The organism is Nocardia sp. 852002-20019_SCH5090214 (assembly GCF_001665865.1).
GTDB classification, from domain to species: Bacteria; Actinomycetota; Actinomycetes; order Mycobacteriales; family Mycobacteriaceae; genus Nocardia; species Nocardia nova.
The window spans coordinates 1-20,914 of record NZ_LZMK01000271.1 but is presented as its reverse complement, the minus strand read 5'-3'; the positions used below and the strand labels follow the sequence as shown (position 1 = coordinate 20,914).

At 66.3% G+C, this 20,914-nt stretch carries 19 protein-coding genes and 1 pseudogene; 7 read left to right on the top strand and 13 right to left on the bottom strand.

What is annotated here, in order from left to right; translation table 11 throughout:
• Positions 1-97 precede the first annotated feature (97 nt).
• The 8 genes from A5780_RS20965 to A5780_RS42840 form a co-directional block, all read right to left on the bottom strand.
• On the bottom strand, positions 98-1,642 hold the full coding sequence (locus A5780_RS20965) for an AMP-binding protein (RefSeq protein ID WP_064909372.1): 1,545 nt from the start codon (positions 1,640-1,642) through the stop codon (positions 98-100).
• A 36-nt stretch (positions 1,643-1,678) separates the two neighbouring features.
• The gene (locus A5780_RS20960) at positions 1,679-2,827 is read right to left on the bottom strand and encodes a thiolase family protein (RefSeq protein WP_064909371.1); all 1,149 of its coding nucleotides are present in this window, start codon (positions 2,825-2,827) and stop codon (positions 1,679-1,681) included.
• Entirely contained in the window at positions 2,814-3,263 is a 450-nt protein-coding gene (locus A5780_RS20955; RefSeq protein ID WP_064909370.1) for a Zn-ribbon domain-containing OB-fold protein, read from the bottom strand. Before A5780_RS20955 ends, A5780_RS20960 begins: the two co-directional genes overlap by 14 nt.
• A 62-nt stretch (positions 3,264-3,325) precedes the next feature.
• Positions 3,326-4,381: an acyl-CoA dehydrogenase family protein gene (locus A5780_RS20950; RefSeq protein WP_064909369.1), complete on the bottom strand. Its 1,056-nt coding sequence runs from the start codon at positions 4,379-4,381 to the stop codon at positions 3,326-3,328.
• Entirely contained in the window at positions 4,378-5,523 is a 1,146-nt protein-coding gene (locus A5780_RS20945) for an acyl-CoA dehydrogenase family protein (protein ID WP_064909368.1), read from the bottom strand. Before A5780_RS20945 ends, A5780_RS20950 begins: the two co-directional genes overlap by 4 nt.
• Positions 5,523-5,774, bottom strand: a complete 252-nt coding sequence (locus tag A5780_RS42585) for an SDR family oxidoreductase (RefSeq protein WP_064909367.1) — start codon at positions 5,772-5,774, stop codon at positions 5,523-5,525. The genes A5780_RS20945 and A5780_RS42585 overlap by 1 nt, the downstream gene beginning before the upstream one ends.
• A gap of 201 nt (positions 5,775-5,975) precedes the next feature.
• Positions 5,976-7,019, bottom strand: a complete 1,044-nt coding sequence (locus A5780_RS20935) for an acyl-CoA dehydrogenase family protein (protein WP_197521820.1) — start codon at positions 7,017-7,019, stop codon at positions 5,976-5,978.
• Complete coding sequence (locus A5780_RS42840; protein ID WP_082856640.1) at positions 7,016-8,215, bottom strand: acyl-CoA dehydrogenase family protein; 1,200 nt, start codon at positions 8,213-8,215, stop codon at positions 7,016-7,018. The genes A5780_RS20935 and A5780_RS42840 overlap by 4 nt, the downstream gene beginning before the upstream one ends.
• A 382-nt stretch (positions 8,216-8,597) precedes the next feature.
• On the opposite strand from A5780_RS42840, the gene A5780_RS20925 reads away from it, so the two are divergent.
• Positions 8,598-9,503, top strand: coding sequence for a VOC family protein (locus A5780_RS20925; protein WP_156769588.1), 906 nt, complete (start codon positions 8,598-8,600; stop codon positions 9,501-9,503).
• Between the two features lie 79 nt (positions 9,504-9,582).
• Here the strand turns inward: A5780_RS20925 and A5780_RS20920 are convergent, their stop codons facing one another.
• On the bottom strand, positions 9,583-10,038 hold the full coding sequence (locus tag A5780_RS20920; protein WP_156769587.1) for a MaoC family dehydratase: 456 nt from the start codon (positions 10,036-10,038) through the stop codon (positions 9,583-9,585).
• Positions 10,039-10,209: 171 nt separating this feature from the next.
• Here A5780_RS20920 and A5780_RS20915 point away from each other — a divergent pair, with 171 nt between their 5' ends.
• Together A5780_RS20915 and A5780_RS20910 are read left to right on the top strand one after the other, a co-directional pair.
• Entirely contained in the window at positions 10,210-10,890 is a 681-nt protein-coding gene (locus A5780_RS20915; protein WP_064909363.1) for an NmrA family NAD(P)-binding protein, read from the top strand.
• Positions 10,891-10,938: 48 nt separating this feature from the next.
• A complete protein-coding gene (locus A5780_RS20910; protein ID WP_063009776.1) occupies positions 10,939-11,724 on the top strand; it encodes an enoyl-CoA hydratase/isomerase family protein in 786 nt (261 codons plus the stop codon).
• An 85-nt stretch (positions 11,725-11,809) separates the two neighbouring features.
• Here the strand turns inward: A5780_RS20910 and A5780_RS20905 are convergent, their stop codons facing one another.
• Positions 11,810-12,952, bottom strand: a complete 1,143-nt coding sequence (locus tag A5780_RS20905) for an acyl-CoA dehydrogenase family protein (protein WP_064909362.1) — start codon at positions 12,950-12,952, stop codon at positions 11,810-11,812.
• Between the two features lie 122 nt (positions 12,953-13,074).
• Positions 13,075-13,560 carry a MaoC family dehydratase N-terminal domain-containing protein gene (locus A5780_RS20900; RefSeq protein WP_064909361.1) on the bottom strand — a complete coding sequence of 162 codons (486 nt, stop codon included), beginning with the start codon at positions 13,558-13,560 and terminating at the stop codon, positions 13,075-13,077.
• 249 nt (positions 13,561-13,809) lie between these two features.
• On the opposite strand from A5780_RS20900, the gene A5780_RS20895 reads away from it, so the two are divergent.
• The 3 genes from A5780_RS20895 to A5780_RS20885 all read left to right on the top strand — a co-directional run bounded on the left by A5780_RS20895 (position 13,810) and on the right by A5780_RS20885 (position 17,439).
• Positions 13,810-14,931, top strand: coding sequence for an acyl-CoA dehydrogenase family protein (locus tag A5780_RS20895; RefSeq protein ID WP_064909360.1), 1,122 nt, complete (start codon positions 13,810-13,812; stop codon positions 14,929-14,931).
• A 108-nt stretch (positions 14,932-15,039) separates the two neighbouring features.
• Positions 15,040-16,230, top strand: coding sequence for an acyl-CoA dehydrogenase family protein (locus A5780_RS20890; protein ID WP_064909359.1), 1,191 nt, complete (start codon positions 15,040-15,042; stop codon positions 16,228-16,230).
• A 3-nt stretch (positions 16,231-16,233) separates the two neighbouring features.
• Positions 16,234-17,439 (top strand): acetyl-CoA hydrolase/transferase C-terminal domain-containing protein, encoded by a 1,206-nt coding sequence (locus A5780_RS20885; RefSeq protein ID WP_064909358.1) that lies wholly within the window; start codon positions 16,234-16,236, stop codon positions 17,437-17,439.
• 662 nt (positions 17,440-18,101) lie between these two features.
• Here A5780_RS20885 and A5780_RS20880 read toward each other — a convergent pair.
• Complete coding sequence (locus tag A5780_RS20880) at positions 18,102-19,697, bottom strand: long-chain-fatty-acid--CoA ligase (RefSeq protein ID WP_064909357.1); 1,596 nt, start codon at positions 19,695-19,697, stop codon at positions 18,102-18,104.
• A 431-nt stretch (positions 19,698-20,128) separates the two neighbouring features.
• Here A5780_RS20880 and A5780_RS20875 point away from each other — a divergent pair, with 431 nt between their 5' ends.
• Positions 20,129-20,728, top strand: coding sequence for a TetR/AcrR family transcriptional regulator (locus A5780_RS20875; protein WP_064909378.1), 600 nt, complete (start codon positions 20,129-20,131; stop codon positions 20,726-20,728).
• On the opposite strand, the pseudogene A5780_RS20870 reads toward A5780_RS20875, so the two are convergent.
• A pseudogene (locus tag A5780_RS20870) lies at positions 20,723-20,914 on the bottom strand (acyl-CoA synthetase); the annotation flags it as partial. The gene A5780_RS20875 and the pseudogene A5780_RS20870 sit on opposite strands and share 6 nt — an antisense overlap.

The window sequence follows — 20,914 nt, the reverse complement described above, 5'->3', positions numbered from 1 at the left end:
ACACCGCGAGCGGTGCTGATACTCCCGCGGCGGACCCCGAAACCTACCGGGGCCTGCCCCGTAGACGAAAAGCGCTGCGCTACATCGGAAGTTCGGATCAGGTACCCGCGTAACGAGCCCGCAGCACTTTCTTATCCAGCTTTCCGGTCGGCAGTTTCGGCAGCTCGTCCACCACGATCGTGCGGCGCGGCGCCTTGTATCGGGCGATCCGCGCCGCGACATGGTCACGCAGGTCGTCGGCATCGACGGTGGCTCCCTCGACCGGGACCACCACCGCACAGACGGATTCACCCCAGCGCTGGTCCGGGATGCCGATCACCGCACATTCCGCGACCGCGGGATGGCTCGCGACGACCTCTTCGACCTGCACCGAGTAGACGTTCTCGCCTCCGGAGATGATCACATCCTTCTTCCGGTCGACCAGATACAGCAGACCCTCGGTATCGAACATCCCGACATCACCGGTATGACACCAGCCATCGCGAATCGTTTCGGCGGTGGCACGGTCGTTGTTCCAGTAGCCGCGGAACATCACGGCCGAGCGAACCACGATTTCTCCCGGCTGTCCCGGCGGGCACTCCCGGCCGTCGCCGTCGACGATCCGGACCTCGGTGTCGGGGAAGGGGTGGCCGACCGAGGTCAGCCGCCGCCGGTCGTCCTCGGTCGCGGTGCGATGCAGCTCGCGCGGCAGGCCGGAGGTGATCACCTCGGTCTGCCCGTACAGATTGAGGAATCCGGCATTCGGCATCGCCGCCATCGCCGCACGCAGAATGGTGCTGGTGACCGGGGCCGCGGAGTAGACCACCGTGCGGATCCCGGCCAGTGCGGGACTGTCCGGGCCGGCCACGTCGACCAACGTCTGCAACATGGTCGGCGCCAGGTGCAGGATGGTGATCCCGTCCGCGGCCGCGGTTGCCAGCATCGCGGCCGGCTCGAACTGCCGGTGCAGTACGGCAGTGCCGCCGCGTGCGTGCACACCCAGCGCGATCGCGATCGCGCCGATATGCAGCATCGGCATCACCAGCATCGCACGATCGCTACTCCCGCTGCGCATCTCGCCGTTGAGCACGGCACCCATCCGCCGCAGCTCACGCTGGCCCAGGATGCATCCCTTGGGACGTCCGGTGGTTCCGGTGGTGTAGATCAGGCAGGCGGTGTCGGCCGCCACCGCGCTGAACGGCAACTCACGATCGGCGCCCGCGGCCAGCAATTCCCGGTATTCCACGGCGCCGGGAGCCGGAGCGTCCAGGCATACATAGAGATCGACACCGGTCAGCCCCGGGCGAAGCTCCTCCACGGCGGCCAGATATTCGGATTCGAAGAACAGCACCCGCGGCGCGGCGTCGCGCAGGATCGAGCCCATCTCCGGCACCGCCAGCCGATAGTTCACCGTCGCGACCACTATGCCACTGAGCTGACCCATCGCTAGCACCTCGCCGAAGCGAATGCCGTTGCGGCTCAGTACCGCCACGCGATCCTGGCGGCGCAGGCCGCGCTCGCCCAGGGCGGCGGCCAATTCCGTCGCACGACGAAGCAACTGGGAATGGGTGCGGATTTCACCGTCGGCGATATAGGCGGGAACATCCGGGAACCGCACCGCATTGTCACCGATGATGTCACCCAGGGTCAGCTCCGAAGGCATGGTGCTCCTTTTCCGAAATCCTTGAGCCCCTTCGTGTCAGCGCGACAGAATCGTGACCGCGGCGGTGCCCGGGGAACCGTAGAGTTGCGCGTAGCCGACCCGCGCCCCCTCCACCTGCCGACCCGTCGCCCGCCCGCGCAACTGGTTGACCAGTTCGTACACCTGCCGCAGGCCGGACGCGCCGACCGGTTCACCATTGGCGAGCAGTCCGCCGTCGGTGTTGATCGGCAGCCGCCCGGTGATCTCGGTCGCCCCCTCGGCGAGCAGCTTCTCCTGATCGCCGTCGGCGCAGAAACCGTTCTCGGCCATGTGAATGACCTCCGAGCCCGCGTCGGTGTCCTGCAATTGGATGACGTCGACATCCTCGGGTCCGATGCCGGCCTCTTCGTAGGCGGCCCGGGACGCGAAGACGGTCGGGCTCGGCGCGGTCTCGATGTTCAGCGACGGGGTCAGCACCTCGATCGAGCCCTCCCGGCGGGAGAACAGCTGGGAGGCACGCAGATAGATCGGCGTATCGGTGTATTTGTGAGCCTGGTCCGCGCGGCACAGGACAGCGGCCGCCGCCCCTTCGTCCGGATTGCAGTACATGTACTGGCGCAGCGGATAATTGAGCACCTGCGAGGCCAGCACTTCCGCCTCGGTGACCGGCTTGCGCCGCCACGCGGTCGGATTAGCCGCGCCATTGCGGAACGCCTTCGCCGACACCCGGGCGAGCGTCTCGTGCGAGATCCCGTGGTCGTGCATGTAGCGGTTGATCTTCATACCGAAGAAGTGGGTGGTCAGGAACAGGCCGATCTCGCCGTACCAGTCCGGGAGCCCGACCACCGACGGGTGGTCGGAGAAGGCGCCGCGCGGATGCTTGTCCAGCCCCACCGCCAGCGTCAGGTCGTGATCACCGACCCGGATCGCGTTGGCCGCCATGGCCAGTGAGGTTCCGCCGGTGGCGCATCCGGTGAACACCGCGCGCGTCGGGATGCCCGTAGGACCGAGCAGGGAGACGACGTTCTCGGGGTTCTTCACCTCCATGCTGCCCGCGTAGAGGGCCTGAATATCCGGCCAGGCCACGCCGGCGTCGGCGAGGGCGTCGATGATGGCGTCCTCGCCCATCTCCAGGGCGGACTTGCCCTGATGGCGCCCGAACGGGTGCAGACCCACCCCGATGATCGCGACCTCACTGCTCGCCACGGCTGTCCTCCTCCTCGTCGACCGGAGCGAAGGCGAACATCATCGTCTGCGCACCTTCCTTGTTCTTGCCGAAGGGCACGATCCGCAACTTCATCGGCTGACCGATTCGCAGCTTCTCCGGATCGGGCTCGGTCAACCGAGCTTCCACCCGCAGCGCGCCGGGGAGTTCGACATAACCGACCGCGAATGGTTCGAAGGCTTCGGCATCGCCCGCGTAGGGCGGAATCGGCGGGCAGAACCGCTGTGTGGTGAACGTCCACAGCGTGCCCCGCCGGGGCAGCTCCACCGGCTCGAGCTTCTCCCTGCGGCCACCGACGAGGCGGTGCTCACGATAGGGGAAGACGATGCTGCCGTCGGAGGCCTTCCCGCCGATCAGGGCGGGATCGTCTGAAGGCCAAGTGAACAACCCCTCTGCCAAGGGCACTGATCGGGTCATGCGCGATGTTCCTTCCACTGAGTGATAAAACGTCAAGTCGCGTTGAACGGAGCGAGCGCAGCTCAGACGGCGACCGTCGAACCGACCGATGTGACCGCGGCGGCGATACCGCGCTCCCGGGCCATGGCCGCGCCGAGCCGCATGTTCAGCGTCATTTCGTCGCCGAATTCCCCGCGCCAACCCTGCAGGCGGCGCGAGAGCAGTTGCAACGAGTACTCCCTCGTCATCCCGATCGCGCCGTGGGCCTGATGGGCGGCCCGGACCGCGAGGCCCGCGTTTCGGTTGGCCAGCGATTTCGCGGCGACGATCTCGAACGACGCCGGGCCACGCAATGCCGCGACTCCCGCCCGATCGACCGAGAGCGTGGTCGATGCCGATGCCTGCGCCAGCTCCACGATGTGAGTCTGGACGGACTGGAACGCACCGATCGGCCGGCCGAACTGCACCCGCTGTTCGACATATCGTTTGGTGAGATCGAAGGCCGCGGTCATCGCGCCCGCCATCTGCGCCGAGCGCAGCAGCGCGCCACGAAGCAGCAGGGCATCGGCGGTGACGTCACCGGCCCAGGTCTGTACCTCGACGTGCGCGGCCGATATCCGATCCCTCGGCATACCGGCCAGGTCGGTGCCCGCTTCGATGTCGAGATCCGCCGCATTCACCGAAACGACGCGCGAGGACCCGCTACCGTCCTCGACGATCGCGACCACGCGGGTGGCACCGCGAGCCCACGCCACGTCCCCGGCGGTGCCGGACAGGCGATTTCCGTCCAGACGCAGGCGGGTCGAATCCGTGATCACGGTCATCGGTCCGGGCTCCACCGGGGCACCGGCGCAGGTGAGCAACCAGGCGGCCAGGCTGGTCTCGGCCAGCGGCAGCGGCACCGCATACTCTCCGGCCCCGTGGCCGACGGCCAGCAGATCCAGCAGCGAGCCGCCGGAACCGCCGAGGTCTTCCTCGATTCCGATCAGCGGCAGGCCGAGTTGTTCCACCGAGGACCACAGACCGGGTGAGAAGCCCGTGTTCTCCACCGTTGTCACCACATCCGGAGTGAATGTCTGCGAGAAGAATTCCGTGACGAGCCGGACCAGATCCGGATCGCGCCGGACGACTTCACTCATGTCCGGATCAACCCCTTCGCGATGATGTTGCGCAGAATTTCGGTCGTGCCGCCGCGGATGGTCCACGAGGGTCCGGTGAGAATCGCCCGGGCGAGCAGCGACTCGTAGGGGTCCGCCGAGGACAAGTCGGGTGTGCGGCCGAAATGACGCGCGACGATCTCGATGCATTCCTGTTCGAACCGGGTCGCCATCTCCTTGGCCAGCGCCGCTTCGACGGTGGGCGAACGGCCTTCGTCCACAGCCCTCGCTATCGACAGCGACAAACCGTGAAATGCCCACGCCCGGGCGGCAATCGACCCCACATCGCTCTGGGCCCATCGCGTATCCGCGCTGCTCGGATGCGCTGCCCAATGCTCGAGGACCGGCATCAGCGACATCCACCGGTCCACTCCCCCGCGTTCGAGGACGAGCTCCGCCTTGTTCTGTCCCCAGCCCGCGCCGATGTCTCCCAGCCGCATGGTGTCGGGCACGAAGACGTCGGTGAACGACACTTCGCAGAAATGCCGGGTTCCGTCGATGAACGGAATCGGCGATACTCGCAGCCCCGCGCTCCGGCGATCCACGATGAACTGGGTGAGGCCCCCGTATCGTTCGTCGGATGTGCGGAAGAGCCCTAGGATATGCGTCGCCTCCAGCGCACCGGAGGTCCATATCTTGGTTCCGTTGATCAGCCAGCCGTCGTCGACCCGGACTGCCCTGGTACGCACCGACGCGAGATCCGAGCCCGATTCGGGTTCGCTCATCCCGATCGCGAACGACAACTCTCCCTTGGCAATTCGCGGGAGAAAGTACTCCTTCTGTTCGTGGGTGCCGTTGGCCGCGATATTCGGCCCCGATTGGCGGTCGGCAACCCAGTGCCAGCCCACCGGGGCCCCGACCGCGAGCAATTCCTCGACGACGATCAGGCGCTCCACCGCCGTTCGGCCGCCACCGCCGTACTCCTCAGGCAGTGCCATTCCCAGCCAACCGCGCTTGCCGAGGTCGCGGGAGAATTCCGCATCGATATCGGCCGCGATTCCGAGCCCGATGTCGTAACTTCCCGCCGGCAAACGCTCGGCCAGGAATTCGCGGACTTCCTCCCGCAGTCGTTGCTCTTCGCCGGTCAGTTCGGCGGCTTCGAGCCGCTGCACACCCGCGGCCATCAGCGCACCATGACCAGTCCGCCGTCCACCGGAAGCACCTGTCCGGTGATGTAGTTCGCGTCCTCGGACGCCAGGAAGGCGTAGGCCCCGGCGATCTCCCCGGCCACCTTCTCGGCCGTGGCCTCGTTGGTGTCGACGACGGCGACCTGGGCCGCTTCGGCGGCGTATCGCAGCGCTATCGCCCGGCCGAGGCCCTGACCGGCGCCGGTCACGATCGCGACGCGATCGGCAAGGCGCGCAACGGAAGTCATGTGATCTCCTTGAACAGATGGTCCACGGTGGGTCGACCGGGCCGGACGATATGAATTCTATAGGTAAATGAGTACTCTAATTACACTTATTACTATGCCATCTTCGCATTGCGCATTCCGCAGATCCTCGCCGAAGCGTTGCGCCCATAGGCCGCTGGAAGGTACTGCCCCATATTCCACGCACCGACCGGAAATTCCCGCTCAGAAGCCGAAGGCGGAGTCGTCCTCCGTGCCGTCGAGTACCGCATTTCCCACGGCTTCGGTGAGCAGCCGATGCCCGCCGAGCAACGCGTCGAGCGCGGCCGCCCTGGTCACGTACCGGTGCAGATCGCCCTCCCGCGTCAGGCCCAGGGCGCCGAATACCTGAACGGCGTTGCGCATGAGTTCGGCCTGAGCACGGCCGGCTCGCACCTTGGCGATCTTCGCCGCCCACGCGCCGCCGCCGGGTGCCGCGGCCGCGTTCCACGCGGCGTCCAGGACCGAGCGTGCGCCAGCTATCGCGACGGCTGCCTCGGCGAGCCGATGGCGCACCGCCTGGAACGAACCGATCGGGCGGTTGAATTGGACGCGCGTCGTGGTGTGAGCGCTGACCAGATCCATGGTCGCATCACAGATTCCGAGTATCTCGGCCGAGAGTGCTCGATGCCCGGCGGCGACGGCCCGTTCCCAGCTCCGGCCGGCCGGGGTGGGAACCAGATCCCCCAGCGCGAGCCCGCCGATCGCGGTCCATCCGGCGGCCGGGTCGAAACCAACCAGCGGGGCAGCCGAGGCGCGGATATCGGCCACCGGCACAATAAACAGCGCTGGTGTCCCCTGCGCCCCGGCCACCGGGATCACAACCTCGTCGACGTCGTCCAGTGGTCCCAGCACGATTCCGTCGATCAGGTCGTGGTCCCGCGGCAGATCGATGGTTCCGGACCAATAGACGACGGCGCGGCGCAGATCGGCGCCGGGGACTTCGGGCAGTTCGGCGAGCACGACGTCGTCGAGCGCACGGGAACCGGCCAGCGCGCGACCGTGCTCGGTGAACAGCAATCCGACCGCCGCGCGCGGATCCGCGGCGAGTACCTCTGCCCAGCCGAGCTCGGCGAGCAACGGCGCCAGGCTCGTTCGCCCATTCCGCGCCGCGAACAGCTCTCGCAGCGACTCGGCGATGACGGTCTGCGTCTCGGCATCCAAGCCCATATCTCTTCCCTCGGAAGTATCCGTCGCTGAGCGCGTGGTCGTGCTCGATGCCGCGCTCATGCGCCACGCTCCTTGGGCAGGCCGAGGACCCGATCGGCGATGATCCCGCGTTGAACCTCCGCGGAACCGCCCATGATCGTCGAGGCCCGGCTGTACCACCACTCGGCCCGCCACTGCTGTGCGGCAGGGTCGTCCCCGAAGAGGAATTCACCCGGCAGCACATCCCGGGCGAGGTCGTGCAGTCCGGTCTCCACCGTTGCCAGCAGGATTTTGTCGATACTCGCCTCGGGCCCCACCGTCCGGCCCGCGGCGAGCCGGCGCACCGTATCGGCACTGCGTGCCTTCAAAGTGGCTATGTCCGAATAACATTCGCCGAATCGGCGGATAGCGCCGTCGGGCAGCCGTCGCCCGATCAGCGCCGCGCGCAGTTCGCGCAGCCGGCGCGAGGCCACCGTGGCGCTGAGCCAGGCGTACATGGCCCGCTCGAACTGCAGCAGATACATCGCCACCGCCCAGCCCTCCCCCTCCTGGCCGAGCAGGCGCGACGCGGGAACCACGGCATCGTCGAAGAACACCTCGGCAAGCTCGTTGTGACCACTGGCCAGCGCGATGGGCCGGATGGTAACGCCCGGGGTGTCGGTATCGACCATGATCATGCTGAGTCCGCGGTGCCTGCTCTCCAGCGTGCCGGTACGGACCAGGCAGATCAGCCGGCGCGCGGTGGCGCCGTGACTGGTCCAGATCTTCTGGCCGGACAACACGTAAGTCTCGCCCGCACGCCGGGCGCGGCAGCGCAGCCCAGCCAGGTCGCTACCCGCCTCCGGCTCGGAAAAGCCCTGGCCCCACCACTCCTCGCCGGCCAGATAAGACGGCATGAACTGCACCGCCAAGTCCGGAGCGAACCGCAACACCGCCGGGCCGAGCGTCTCGAGCAGCTTGTTCTGCTCGGGCACCGCCAGCCCCGCGGCGCTCAGCTCGTCATACATCACCGCGCGATGTCGCTCGTCTCCGCCCAAGCCGCCGGCCGACACGGGCCATCCATAGCGATTCCATCCGCCCTCGCTGAGCAACTTCGACAGCGCGGCGTTGTCGCGCATCCGGTCTTCGGTGGTCGGATAGTCGCCCCCGCGCCAGCGATCCAGTCCGGGCTCGGTGGCGATGAATTGCCGCAGGGCCCGGCGATAGGCGGACGGGTCTCGGGCCCAGTCATCGCGCGCCTCGAGGTAGGAGACCTCCATCCCGGCCGACTCGGTCATCCGAATCCACCCACGATCGCCCGGCCGGGTGCGAACGGGTTCTGCATGACCCCTCCTGGTTCCAGCGGTGCCCCACGGCGGGGCCCCGCGATGCTGATGTGCCGGTCGGCTCCCTGTGGGCGGGAACGAGGCCACGGTCGAACTTCGACTGTCACTGTAACAGACTATTTGACTATTTCGTCAACAAAAGTCGTCGGAGTACTGAATAGCCCTTCTTACAGTAGTTTTCGGCGACCCTTCCCAGTGAAAGCTGTAGGATGGTGGCGCGTCTCCGCCTGATCAACGGACAATATTGACGCAACCGTCACAATTGGTTAGGTTGAGCCGATCCCGCGACCGCGATCTCCGTTGCGGCCCGATCTCCGAAGGGGAGAGTCCTGCCGTGAATCCACCTCCCGAACACGCCCATGCTGTGATGCACTGCAACCTCAACACCGTTGATCAGGCGCGCGCCGAGGCCTACTACACGACCTTGTTCGAGATCGCGCCCCGGATGCGTTCGACCGGAAAGGGGGTGGATGCCACATGCATGGGGATGCCGTCGAGGACCGACAGCGAGACGGTGTTTCTCTACGATCGGCGCGGTCCGCGGGCGGCGCCCGCCCTCGAACTGGTCGAGTGGCAGACACCCGCGACCGTCGCACCCACCCCACCTCCGGGGGCGCCGGGCCTGACAGCTATCGGATACCGTGTGCCATCGCTGTCCCGGATTCGCGGGCACCTCGCCGAGTCCGGTCACGATCCGGTGGAGGTCGCCGGCGGCAGCATGGTCCGCGGAGCCCATAGGCCCGCGGTGCGACTGCGGGACCCCGACGGGGTTGTCGTCGAACTCGTCGAGATCGAACATGCACCCTCGGACCCACAGTCGGCGCTCATCTCCCACGAACGGCTCAGTTGCGCTGATCTGTCCGCGAGCCTGCGGTGGTACTCGCGGATCGGGTTCGCCGCGCGCGCCCGGGGTGAGGGCTGGATATCGCTGTTCCTGCCTCCGGACCCGACGTTCTCGCTGGAACTCGACCAGGCGCCGGCGGGGGGCGCGACACCGCAGCGGACCGCGAATACGCAGGGCCTCTACCGGATAGCACTCGCGGTCGACGATGTCCGCGCCGCGTACGCAGCCCTGGCCGCGAGCGGTCACCCCGGCCTGCAGCAGCCGTCGTTCATTCCGATGCCCGACGTTCAGACCGGCGGTTTCACCGTCCTGTTCCTGGCAGATCCCGACGGTGTGGTCGTCGAGCTCGTGGAACGGCCGCGCACCGAGGTGCGGCGGCCGGCCGAACCTCGCTGACCACTCGATCTCGACTCCGACGCCCATCGGCAGCGACAGCCGCGCCGTTCACGGGGCGCACCGATCGGAACGTGATGGCTCAAAAGTAGTAGCGGGCAACAAGTTCCGCCACGCAGCCCGGCTTGTCACCGCCTTCGATCTCGACAGTGGTCCGGGTGACGAGCTGCACACCGTCCGCACCGACACGCTCGGCGCCGATCAGAGTACCGCGTGCCCGGACGCGGTCACCACCGCGAACCGCCGCCGGGAAGCGAACCTTGTTCAGCCCGTAGTTGACCCCCATGCGTACACCTTCGATCCGGCGCAACTGGTTCAGGAAATACGGCACCAGCGAGACCGTGAGGAACCCATGAGCCAGGGTCGCCCCGAACGGGCCGGCGGCCGCGCGCTCCGGGTCCACATGAATCCACTGATGGTCCTCGGTGTCATCGGCGAAGCGGTCGATTCGCTCCTGCTCCATCGTGAACCACTCCGTGGGCCCCAATTCCCGGCCGACCGCGGCCTCGAGGTCCGCGATACCACGGTAGATCTCCATCATTCACCTTCCGACTGGATGCTCGGCGTCGAAACGCACTTCGAGATCCCCGAGCGTAGAACCGTCACCATATTCAGTCAAATCATTTAACTATTTGTCAAGACAGCGGACAGAGGGCAAAATATAGATATATGATTCTACTAAATAAACGATTGCGACGAGAGGTGGCAGATGCGGGTGCTGGTGATCGGCGCGACGGGTGACGTCGGACGCGGTGTCGTCGCGTCGTGCCTGAAACGCGGGTGGACGACCGTCGCGGCCGCGCGGACGGAGTCGACACTGGCCGACCTCGCCGTGCAGCACAACGATCCCCTGCTCTCCACGGTGCCCGGGAGCCTGCACAGCGAAGCATCGGCCGCCGAACTCGCGGACGCGGCCGACCTCGCCTCCGCCTCCGCCGTCGTGGTCACCGTCAGCGGGCCGTGGCAGCCGACGCCCGTCGCCGAATGTGGCTGGAACACAGTCACCGAAGTATTCGACAAGCTCCTGCGTCCGCACGTGAATGCCGCGCGGGTGCTGTTGCCGCGGCTGTCGCCGGGAGCAACCTATCTCGCCATCGGCGGAGGCATGGCCGATGCCGTCTTCCCCGGGATGGCTCCGGTCTCGATGGTCCAGGCTGCCCAGCGCAACCTGGTGCGCGCCTGGTCCAAGGAGAACCGCGACTCCGGAGTGAAGATCCGTGAACTCCTGATCGCGGCCATGGTCAACGGCCGCAGCACCCGTGCGCAGGCCGAGCCGGACTGGCTCACCGATGTCGAGATCGGTGAGCGGGTCGCGGAGCTGTTGACCGACCCGGATTCGAATCCCGGTCCGGTACTGACCTTCTCGGTGAAAGACCGCGCCGACGCCTGACACCCGGCACCCGCCGACCGCACACCCATCCGAACCCTGGGAGGACCTATGAGATCGCCTTTCGAACCCGAACTTCTGATCGAGGCGCGCGGTGCCGTACGTATCGTGACCCTCAACCGGCCGGAGGCCCTGAACGCGGCGAACGAGCAGTTGCATGACGCCGTCGTCGGAGTCTGGCGCCACATCGCCGCCGATCCGGAGGCGCGCGCGGTGGTACTGACCGGGGCCGGGCGGGCGTTCAGCGCGGGTGGCGATTTCAACCATCTGCGCGCGGTGCGGCTGGACCGCGACAAGCGACGCTCGGAGATCGACGGGGCACGGGCCCTGGTTACCGAAATGGTCGACTTCCCGCTGCCGATCGTGGCCGCGGTCAACGGGCCGGCGGTCGGGCTCGGCTGCAATCTCGCCGTGCTCAGCGATGTCGTCCTGATCGCCGAAAGCGCCTACATGGCCGATCCGCACGTGGGTGTCGGACTCACCGCGGCCGACGGCGGCGCGCCCACCTGGCCGCTGCTGATGGGTCTGTTGCGCGCCAAGGAGTACCTGTTCACCAGCGAGCGCATTCCCGCCCAGCAGGCCGTCGCGCTCGGTCTGGCCAACCGCGTGGTGCCCGACGCCGAACTGCTGGAGCAGTCGGTCGCCTTGGCCGCCAAGTTCGCCGCCCAGCCGCCACAAGCCATCCAGTCCACCAAGCGCGTGCTGAACCTGCACGTCAAACGCGCTATCACCGGAATACTCGAGTACGCACTCGCGGAGGAATTCCAGTCCTTCGACACCCCCGAACATCAGGCGATCGTCGACAAATTCTTGAGCAAGACCGATTCCAAAGCCTGAGCGGCCAGACCGCCCGGATGAGTAAGCGCGGGCACCGACCCTATGGTCGGTGCCCGCGCTTGTCGTGCTCGAGGCCGGTGCTGCCTCAGAACCCCATCGAGCGCCCGATGAGATCCTTCATGATTTCGGTCGTTCCGCCGTAGAGGCGCTGCACGCGGGAGTCGCGCCAGAGCCGGGCGATCTCGTATTCGTTGATGTAGCCGTAACCGCCGTGCAACTGCATGCAGCGATCCAGGATCTCCCATTGCACTTCGGAGGTCCACCACTTGAGTCCGGCGGCCTCTTCGGCGGTGAGTTCACCGGCGTTCGCCGCCAGCACGCACTGGTCCAGATACGTCTGCGCCACTTCGAGTTTGGTCTTCATCTCGGCCAAGAAGTGCCGGTTCACCTGGAACTTGCCGATCGCGGTCCCGAACGCCTTGCGATCGGTGGCGTACGCGAGGGTCAAGTCCAGGGCGCGCCGAGCCATCGGCACCGCGTAGGTGGCGATACCGAGCCGCTCATAGGGGAGGTTGGCGACCAGGTGGTAGAAGCCGCGGTTCTCCTCACCCACCAGGTTCTCGACCGGCACGCGCACATCATCGAAGAACAGTTCGGCGCTGTCGGTCGCGCGCTGGCCGATCTTGTCCAGCTTGCGGCCCCTGGTGAAGCCGGGCGTATCCGATTCCACGACGATCAGACTGATGCCCCGACGCCCGGCGGCCGGATCGGTCTTGGCGGCCACGAGCACAAGATCGGCCAGAATGCCGTTGCTGATGAACGTCTTCTGGCCGTTGATGACGTAGTGGTCACCCTCGCGGCGGGCGGTGGTCTTGATGCCGGCGAGATCGGAGCCCGCCGCCGGTTCGGACATTCCGATGGCCGTGATCGTCTCGCCCCGGACATATCCCGGCAGCCAGCGCTTCTTCTGCTCATCGGTGGTCAGCCCGATGAGGTAGGACGCCATGATGTCGTTCTGGATGCCCAGGCCGATCCCGACGGAGCCGGTCGCGAACATCTCCTCACTCACGATCTGATTGAAACGGAAGTCGCGCAGCCCGAGGCCGCCGAACTCCTCGGGGGCCTCCCAGCCGATCAGCCCGAGCTCGCCGGCCCGCTTCCAAGCCTGCCGGCTTACCTTCCCCGCGGTTTCCCACTCCTCCACATGCGGAGCGCACTCCGTGTCGAAGAACGCTTTCGCGGTTGCGCGGAACTGCTCGTGCTCCGGCTCGAAGATGCTACGCCGCATCGCCTGTGACCTCCATTTTTCAGGTAAATTAACTATATAATAGAACTATTCTTTTCAGGTGACGTCAATCGCCACACCTGGCCGCCACCTCGGCCGAAACCCCACGGTCGCTCCGCGTCGTGTCAGCGCCCGAGAACCAAGCGCACGGGCCGGTACTCCAGCACGACGACGCCGTCACGGTTGACCACCGAATTCTCGGTCGTCACCACACCTCTGCCGCCCGAACTCGTCGGCCGCGATTCCAGCACCTCGACCACGACGGAGATGGTGTCACCGACGAAAACCGGCCCCTTGATATCGAGATCCGAACGCATGAACGCCATGCCGGTACCGTGCAGCACCCCGGTTTGCAGGACCAGCCCCTCGGCATAGGCGAAGGTCAGAGCCGCGGGAACGACGCGCCCGGAGTAACCGGCCTCGACCGAACCTCGCTCATCGAGAAACAGCGGCTCACTGAGCCCGGCGAGGGTGACGAAAGCGATCAGGTCGGATTCGGTGATGGTCCTGCTCCCGGTTCGGAAGCGGTCTCCCGGCCGCATCTGTTCGAATGTCCGCCCATGCAGCACCGGAGCGATCGCCCACGGATCCAATTTCTCGCCGCTACTCACCCGACCTACCTTCCACGAATGATCCTTATAAGTTATATGATTTACCTCTATGCCCGCTTCGGAACGGCGGGCGCCGCCTGGTGTGAGCCCGAGGGTTGCAGCCACCGCCATCGACGTGGATCCAGCGCGAAGGGCACCCGTCACCGGATATCGCAACCCGAACCGGCACATCCACTCGGGGATGCATGCAGATCCGCGCGCATACTGATAAATTATCTAACGATTATAGCTGATTAGGCAGGAGTGGGCATGTACGGCGTACGCAGTGCGGAACAGCAGGAACTGGCCGCCGCCGTTCGAAAGTTACTGCAGGAGCGATCATCGGAGTCGGCTGTCCGCGCGACGATGGATGCCGCCGAGGGGTACGACCGGGAGCTCGCGACACTGATGGCCGAGCAGATGGGCCTGCACGGCATCGCCATTCCGGAGGAGTACGGCGGCGCGGGGTTCGGCTTCCTCGAACTGAGCGTGATACTCGAGGAGATGGGCCGGGCACTGCTGTGCGGCCCGTTCTTCAGCAGTGTGGTCCTGTTCGCCACCGCGCTACTGGAGAGCGGAGACGACGACGCCTGCCGAACCTGGCTGCCACAGATCGCCGCGGGCCGGCTCGTCGGGACAGCGGCAATCGCCGAGGACGCCGGCGGATGGGATGAGCAATCGATCCGACTGGCGGCGCGCCGCGAAGGCGAGCACTACCTGCTCAGCGGCCGCGAACGGCATGTACTCGACGGCGCGTCGGCCGAGGCGATCGTGGTCGCCGCCCGGCTGCCGGAGGGAGTCGGACTGTTCATCGTCGACACCGACCTCGGACTGCGCCGCACCGCGGTGCCGACGCTCGATCGAACCCGCAGACAGGCCACCCTCGACTTCGCCGACACACCGGCGCGATTGCTCGCCGGGCCGGAGCAGGGCCGGGCGGTACTGCGCCGGATACTCGATCGCGCCGCTGTCGCCTTGGCGTGTGAGCAAGTCGGCGGCGCGGAGCGCGTACTCGAGATGGCGGTCGGCTACGCCAAGACGCGCCACCAGTTCGATCGGCCCATCGGTTCGTTCCAGGCGATCAAACACACATGCGCCGACATGCTGGTTGCCGTGGAATCGGCGCGCTCGGCCGCGCGCTCCGCGGCCGAGGCGGTGGCCGCGAACGACCCCGATCTGGAGTTGCTGGCCGGACTGGCCAAGACCGTCTGCTCGGAGACGTTCAGCCTCTGCGCACGCGACAACATCCAGATTCACGGCGGAATCGGCTTCACCTGGGAGCATCCGGCGCACCTGTACTACAAGCGCGCCAAGAGCGGCGAGGCACATTTCGGAACACCCCGCTACCACCGCGAGCGACTGGCACTGCGCACGGAGACGTTGCCCGCGTAGGCGGACGCGCCACGTTCGGCTGTTCAACTCGATTACCTATCCAATTCAACCTATTCCATTGCAGCCCCGGCGTATTCGACCGAACAGGGCGACAAGGAGGGAGCCGGCATGGCAGGGACGCCGACCGCACGACAGGGGTCCGGGAACACGTCCGATCAGGCGGATGACACGACCGAATTCCGCGAGCAGCTACGGGCGTGGCTGGAGTCGGTGCCCAGGCCCGCCGGCCTGCGGGACTACGGCCCGACCCCGACGGTGGACGACGTACTCCCCGGACGGCAATGGCAGCGTCTGCTGGCCGATGGCGGCTATGCCTGCCTGCCGTGGCCGGTCGAATACGGCGGCCGCGGCGCGAGCATCATGGAACAGGCGGTCTTCGCCGAGGAGACCGCGCGCGCAGGGGTGCCCCGCCAGCTCGGACTGGTCGGCCCGGCGCTGGCCGCGCCGGTGATCATGGAGTTCGGCACCGATGAGCAGCGGGCGCGGCACCTGGAGCCGATCCGGGTCGGCGAACACCTCTGGTGCCAGCTGTTCTCCGAGCCGGAGGCCGGATCGGATCTGGCCTCACTGCGCACTCGCGCGGTCGCCGAGGGCGACGAGTGGGTGATCGACGGACACAAGGTCTGGACCAGCGCCGCGGCGGCGGCCGATTACGGTCTGCTGATCGCCAGGACGGGCCCCGGCCGATACGACGGCCTGACCGCGTTCATCGTCCCCATGACGGCGCCCGGAATCACCGTGCGCCCGCTCGAGCAGATGGACGGTGAGAGCAAATTCAACGAGGTGTTCCTCACCGGCGTGCGACTGCGGGCACAGGATCGGCTCGGGGAGATCGGGCAGGGCTGGGCGGTAGCGACCGCGACGCTGGGCACCGAACGGCTGTCGCTGGGCACGCAGTCGGTGTCGATGTTCGCCGCGCTGGACGATATCGTCGCCGCCGCGACCCGGCGCGACCGGCTCACCCCGCGCCTGCGCGAGGACATCGTCTCGATCTGGACCCGGATATGGCTGCTACGCGCGACCTGGCTGCGCGCGGTACACGCCGAGTCCTCGCTGACCTCCCCGACCTTCTCGGTGCTGAAGGTGATGAGCTCGGAAACCCATCGCGATCTGGCGGATCTGGCCGTCGACGCCCTGGGACTCGATATCACCGACGATCCCGCGGACAATCCGATCGTGCACCGGATGCTCGTCGCCCGGGCGCAGACCATTCTGGGTGGCACCAGTGAGATCCAGCGCAATATTCTCGCCGAACGAGTGCTGGGACTCCCCCGCGAACCCGCCGTGCAGAAGGGCTGACCGATGCCGACCGACACCGTGGCGTTCACATCGCTCATCCGCCCGGATACCACCATCGCGATCGGTGACGGGTTCGGAGCGCCGCGGGAGCTGTCCGAGCAGCTGACCGCGGTGGCCGAGAACACCGAGGGCCTGCGGCTGGTGCTGGGCTGGATGCCCGTCGCCGATCCCGATCTCGACCCCAGGGCCTTCGCCGATGTGCGAACCTTCATGCCCGGCTGGGGGCTGCGCTCGGCGGTCGCGCAGGGGCATATCCGTTTCCTGCCGGTGCGGCTGTCGGGCACTCCCGCGCTGCTGCACGGGCCGCTGCGTCCCGACGTGCTGATGGCCACCGTGGTGCACACGCCGTCCGGATACCGGTTCGCCAACGAGGTCTCCTGGCAGCGCGCCGCGATCGACGCCGGCGCCCGGGTTGCCGCGCTCGTGTCGCGGGCTGCCCCGGTGTGCGCGGCGGGTCCCGTTCTGCCCGCGGAGCGGCTGACCGTCGTCGGGGAGACCGACCACCCGCCCCTGAACATGCCGGACGAGCCGGTGGCGCCGGAGCTCGAACGCCTCGTCGAGAATCTGGTGCGCTTCATTCCCGAGGGGGCACGATTGCAGATCGGCCCGGGAGCACTCGGTGCGACGGTGCTGCGGAAACTCGAGGTCCCGGTGCGCATCGACTCCGGGCTGCTGCCGGACTCCGTGGTCGACCTCGCCGAGCGAGACCTTCTCATCGGCACCCCGGTGGCGACCTACCTGGCCGGTGGACCGCGGTTGCGGGAGTGGGTGTCGGGCCGAGATGTGTTGCATCCCATCGAGTTCACCCACGATCCGGGCCGGTTGTCGGCGTCGCCGCTGTTCGCGGTGAACACCGCGGTGGAGATCGATACGGACGGGCAGATCAACGTCGAAGGCACCGAACGTGCCGTGGTCGGCGGTATCGGCGGTCACCACGACTACGCGGCCGCGGCGGCGCGGTCGGTGCGTGGGCTCAGCATCATCGCCGTGACCACGACGCACCGCGGCCGATCAACCCTGGTCGAGCGACTCTCCCGTCCCGTCAGTACACCGTCTCACGATGTGGATATCGTCGTGACCGAGCACGGTATCGCGGATCTGCGGGGTCTGGACCGCCCGGAACGGACCGAGGCGTTGCGCGCCGCGTGGGGTTCCGCGGGTGTCCGCGAACCCGATGATTCGTCCGAAACAGATAGCGGCACAACCTGATCGTCAAGGCCCCGGCTGCCATTCGCATGTTCATCGTGCCGAATCCTCCAGCGTCACCGTGGGAAGCAATGCCACCGGGTCGGGGACAGCGTTCTGTTTACGATTGCTACCCGAATCGGTCGAAGCCCTCCGAGAAAGCGGGGGGACCTCACTGACCGAGTTGTCCGGTGAGCGGGTGCAGGCAGCGATGAACGAATACGCGGTTACGCTTCCCTGGAACGCGGACTTCTTTGGTGCACTGGAGAGAATGGTCGAGGTGGGTGCGCTACTTCTTCGACCACCCCGTAAAGCGCGCTTTGACCGCGGCCTCGACGCTCGAAAACGGATGGTCCGACTAGTGACAACTGCGGTTCGACCGCAACCCGTGCAGACTGCCGCGTCGAACCTGACCACCTTAACCGCCCCCTGCTCCGCTCTGTCTTGCCGGCTCGTTCGAAGACGAAGGTGGCCTCGTTCACGATTCCCTTGTGGTACAGCACCGCGCCCCTGGGAAATCCGGTGGTGCCGGAGGATGATTCGCGCCGGTCACCAGCCGCGTCCATGCGTTGCGTGACCGGGGCGTCCATCGCTCTCGTCCCGCGGTTGACGACCGCGTCCACCTCACGAACGATCGGTGCTTCGTCCGATAATTCAGCCAGCTTCGGCGCATGCACCGATAGAATTCATTGCCGGTAGTAGTCGCTGAACTGCTGGCGCACGATGTTCTTCTGGATCTTGCCCGTGGATGTCCTCGGTAAGGCGTCGACAACAATCACCGCCTTCGGCACCTTGTACGCGTCCACATGATGTCGCAGGGCGGCCTTCAACTCGGTTTCGTCGATGCGGGCACCCTGCTTGGCGACGACGACGGCGGTGATCGCCTCATTCCAGCGATCATGAGGAAGGCCGACGACCACCGCCTCGGCCACGTTCGGGTCCGCCGCGTACACGGCCTTCTCCACTTCGATCGACGCGACGTTCTCGCCACCGGTCTTGATCACATCCTTGCGCCGATCGCTGAACCAGAGGATGCCGTCGCCGTCGATGTGCCCGATATCTCCGGAGTGGAACCATCCGTGCGCGAACGCCTCCTCGGTGGCCGCACGATTGTTCAGGTATTCGGTCATGGTGTGCGGCCCGCGGTAGACGATCTCCCCCTCGGCGCCACGAGGCAGCCGGTCGCCCTCGGCATCCATGATCGCGACCTGGATGTTCACCACCGGCGTACCTACCGCACCCGCGTGGGACAACTGGTGTTCGGGCCGGAACATGGTCGCGGTCGGACTCATCTCGGTCTGGCCGAACAGCAGGTAGAAATCACAACCGAAGGCGGTGAGACATTGTTCCAGTTGAGCATTGGGCATCGGTGCCATCGCATAACAGGCCCGGCGCAGGCTGCTGAGATCCCGCTCCCTCAGTTGCGGATGTTCGAGCATCGCGCGGTACATCGTCGGAAGACCGAAGATCTGCGTGACGGCCTCGCGCTCGATCTGGTCGAGTACCTCATCCGCGTCGAAGCCGCGACGGATGTAGATCGTGGCGCCGACCATCAGCGCCGCGGTGCAGTGGCAGTTGAGTTGCGCGGTGTGGAACATCGGCAACATGGCGATGAATCGGTCGTCGTCACGGAACCCGGACTCCAGCGCCATACTCATGGATTCCAGGTAGATCGCCGTGTGGTTGCCCACCACACCTTTGGGAAAAGACGTGGTCCCACTGGTGTACAGGTAGGTGATCGGATCACGATCACCCACGAGGTGCTCGGGTTCGGCAACGCTACCGGCAGAGGTCAATTCGGCGAAGGTCAACCGGGAACGCCCCGGCACGGTATTCCACTCCCCGGCACCGATACCGGGCGCGACTATCACCTCGGCAACCGCCGGCACCTGCAGCAGCGCATCGGAGATCTGTTCCAGCAGTTGACTTTCCACCACAATTCCGCGCGACGAGGAATGCTCCAGAACGTAGGCCGTCTCCTGGCTGCGCCAGCCGAGATTGATCGGCACACAGACCACACCGAGTTTCGCGCACGCGTAGTAGGTGACGAGAAACTCGACGCAGTTGCCGGATGCGAGCGCGAGCGAATCCCCCCGCCGGTACCCGCGATCGTGCAACGCGTTCGCGACCCTGTTCACCCACGTGTTGAGCGCGGCGTAGGTGTAGCGAGCATCGCCCTCGACGACCGCGATGGCGTTCGGCCGGCGGTCCGCGGAGCGGGTCAGGCTGTCACCGACGTTGACTCGGTGGATCAGGTTGGCGTGCAGTTCGGTGGCAGACATCGGTGTCGACTCCAGTCATCGCTAAGGGGTACTGAGAACGTTAACCGCAATTCACTAACTCTGCGTCAGTTCCGCAAACTTGCCCCCGGCGCTCACAGATGTGGCGCTCAGGACGCCTGTCTCACCGAGGAGCTCGACGAGGGCCCTTACATAGTTATCCCCTGTTGACCAGTAGCCTTCGAGTATTTCGCCCGAAGGGCACGACCTCCACATATGAGCTCTCGAGAGCCTCGATCGCGGGCGACAGGGGCGGCAACAGGCTTCTAGGTTATCTGCCGATCACAAGAGACTGTGGGAATATCACTCACTCCACGGTACCGACGCATCGGAGCAGTTCGAGGCAAGGATGGACGGTCTGGATACGGACTATTTCATCATTAGTCAATGAGGACTAACATTGGTCGGACTTGTCGCGAGCCAGGGAGGTCATCATCAGCGAGCAAGCAGCGCCCGACGTCGAGCCGCCGACGCGGATCCGCGACCCCGCGCGCAAGGACCGCATCCTGGTCGCGGCTGCCGATCTAGTGGCTCGCAGAGGTTTTCACGCGGTCTCCATGTCCGACATCGGCCAGGCGGCCGGTATCACCGGGTCCGGGATCTACCGCCATTTCGACAGCAAATCGGCCGTCCTGGTGTCACTGTTCGAACAGGCGATCGACAACCTGCTCATGGACGAGCACACCATCGTGGAATCAGTTGCAGACCTCCGGCTGGCCCTGAACCGGCTCATCGACGGTCAGGTCGAGTTCGTGGTGGGCGACCGTGAATTGGCACAGGTCTACCACAACGAGATCAACAATCTGCCCGACGAGGACAGCCGCCGATTGCGACGCAAACAGCGGATGTACATCGAGGAGTGGGTGCACCTGCTCGACGAGTTGCGCGACGACCTGTCCGACGCCGACGCGCGTGCCATGGTCCATGCCGCGATCGGTGCGATCCAGTCGTCGCTGTTTCACAACACGGGCCTGCCCGAGGATCGGTTGCGTCAAATCCTGGCCGACGCCGGGCGGGCGGTACTCGGGCTATGACCCGAGCGCCGGTCCCCGGCTCTCCAGGTAACTCGCCCTGAGCTTCGCCTTCTGGAGCTTGCCGGTGGGGGTTCTCGGCAGCCGGGCCACGAAGTCGACGCTGCGCGGCACTTTGAAATGGGCGATTCGCTCGCGCGCGAATTCGATTAGTTCGGCCTCGAGCTCGGGGCGGGGCTGTACACCGGG

Excerpts from the sequence above, each read along its gene's own strand:
- A5780_RS20955 (WP_064909370.1), bottom strand. The coding sequence starts at position 3,263 with ATGACCCGATCAGTGCCCTTGGCAGAGGGGTTGTTCACTTGGCCTTCA.
- A5780_RS20915 (WP_064909363.1), top strand. The coding sequence starts at position 10,210 with ATGCGGGTGCTGGTGATCGGCGCGACGGGTGACGTCGGACGCGGTGTC.
- A5780_RS20945 (WP_064909368.1), bottom strand. The coding sequence starts at position 5,523 with ATGGCCGCGGGTGTGCAGCGGCTCGAAGCCGCCGAACTGACCGGCGAA.
- A5780_RS20880 (WP_064909357.1), bottom strand. The coding sequence starts at position 19,697 with ATGTCTGCCACCGAACTGCACGCCAACCTGATCCACCGAGTCAACGTC.
- A5780_RS20965 (WP_064909372.1), bottom strand. The coding sequence starts at position 1,642 with ATGCCTTCGGAGCTGACCCTGGGTGACATCATCGGTGACAATGCGGTG.
- A5780_RS20920 (WP_156769587.1), bottom strand. The coding sequence starts at position 10,038 with ATGGAGATCTACCGTGGTATCGCGGACCTCGAGGCCGCGGTCGGCCGG.
- A5780_RS20895 (WP_064909360.1), top strand. The coding sequence starts at position 13,810 with ATGTACGGCGTACGCAGTGCGGAACAGCAGGAACTGGCCGCCGCCGTT.
- A5780_RS20935 (WP_197521820.1), bottom strand. The coding sequence starts at position 7,019 with ATGAGCGCGGCATCGAGCACGACCACGCGCTCAGCGACGGATACTTCC.
- A5780_RS20910 (WP_063009776.1), top strand. The coding sequence starts at position 10,939 with ATGAGATCGCCTTTCGAACCCGAACTTCTGATCGAGGCGCGCGGTGCC.
- A5780_RS42840 (WP_082856640.1), bottom strand. The coding sequence starts at position 8,215 with ATGACCGAGTCGGCCGGGATGGAGGTCTCCTACCTCGAGGCGCGCGAT.
- A5780_RS42585 (WP_064909367.1), bottom strand. The coding sequence starts at position 5,774 with ATGACTTCCGTTGCGCGCCTTGCCGATCGCGTCGCGATCGTGACCGGC.
- A5780_RS20950 (WP_064909369.1), bottom strand. The coding sequence starts at position 4,381 with ATGAGTGAAGTCGTCCGGCGCGATCCGGATCTGGTCCGGCTCGTCACG.
- A5780_RS20885 (WP_064909358.1), top strand. The coding sequence starts at position 16,234 with ATGCCGACCGACACCGTGGCGTTCACATCGCTCATCCGCCCGGATACC.
- A5780_RS20890 (WP_064909359.1), top strand. The coding sequence starts at position 15,040 with ATGGCAGGGACGCCGACCGCACGACAGGGGTCCGGGAACACGTCCGAT.
- A5780_RS20905 (WP_064909362.1), bottom strand. The coding sequence starts at position 12,952 with ATGCGGCGTAGCATCTTCGAGCCGGAGCACGAGCAGTTCCGCGCAACC.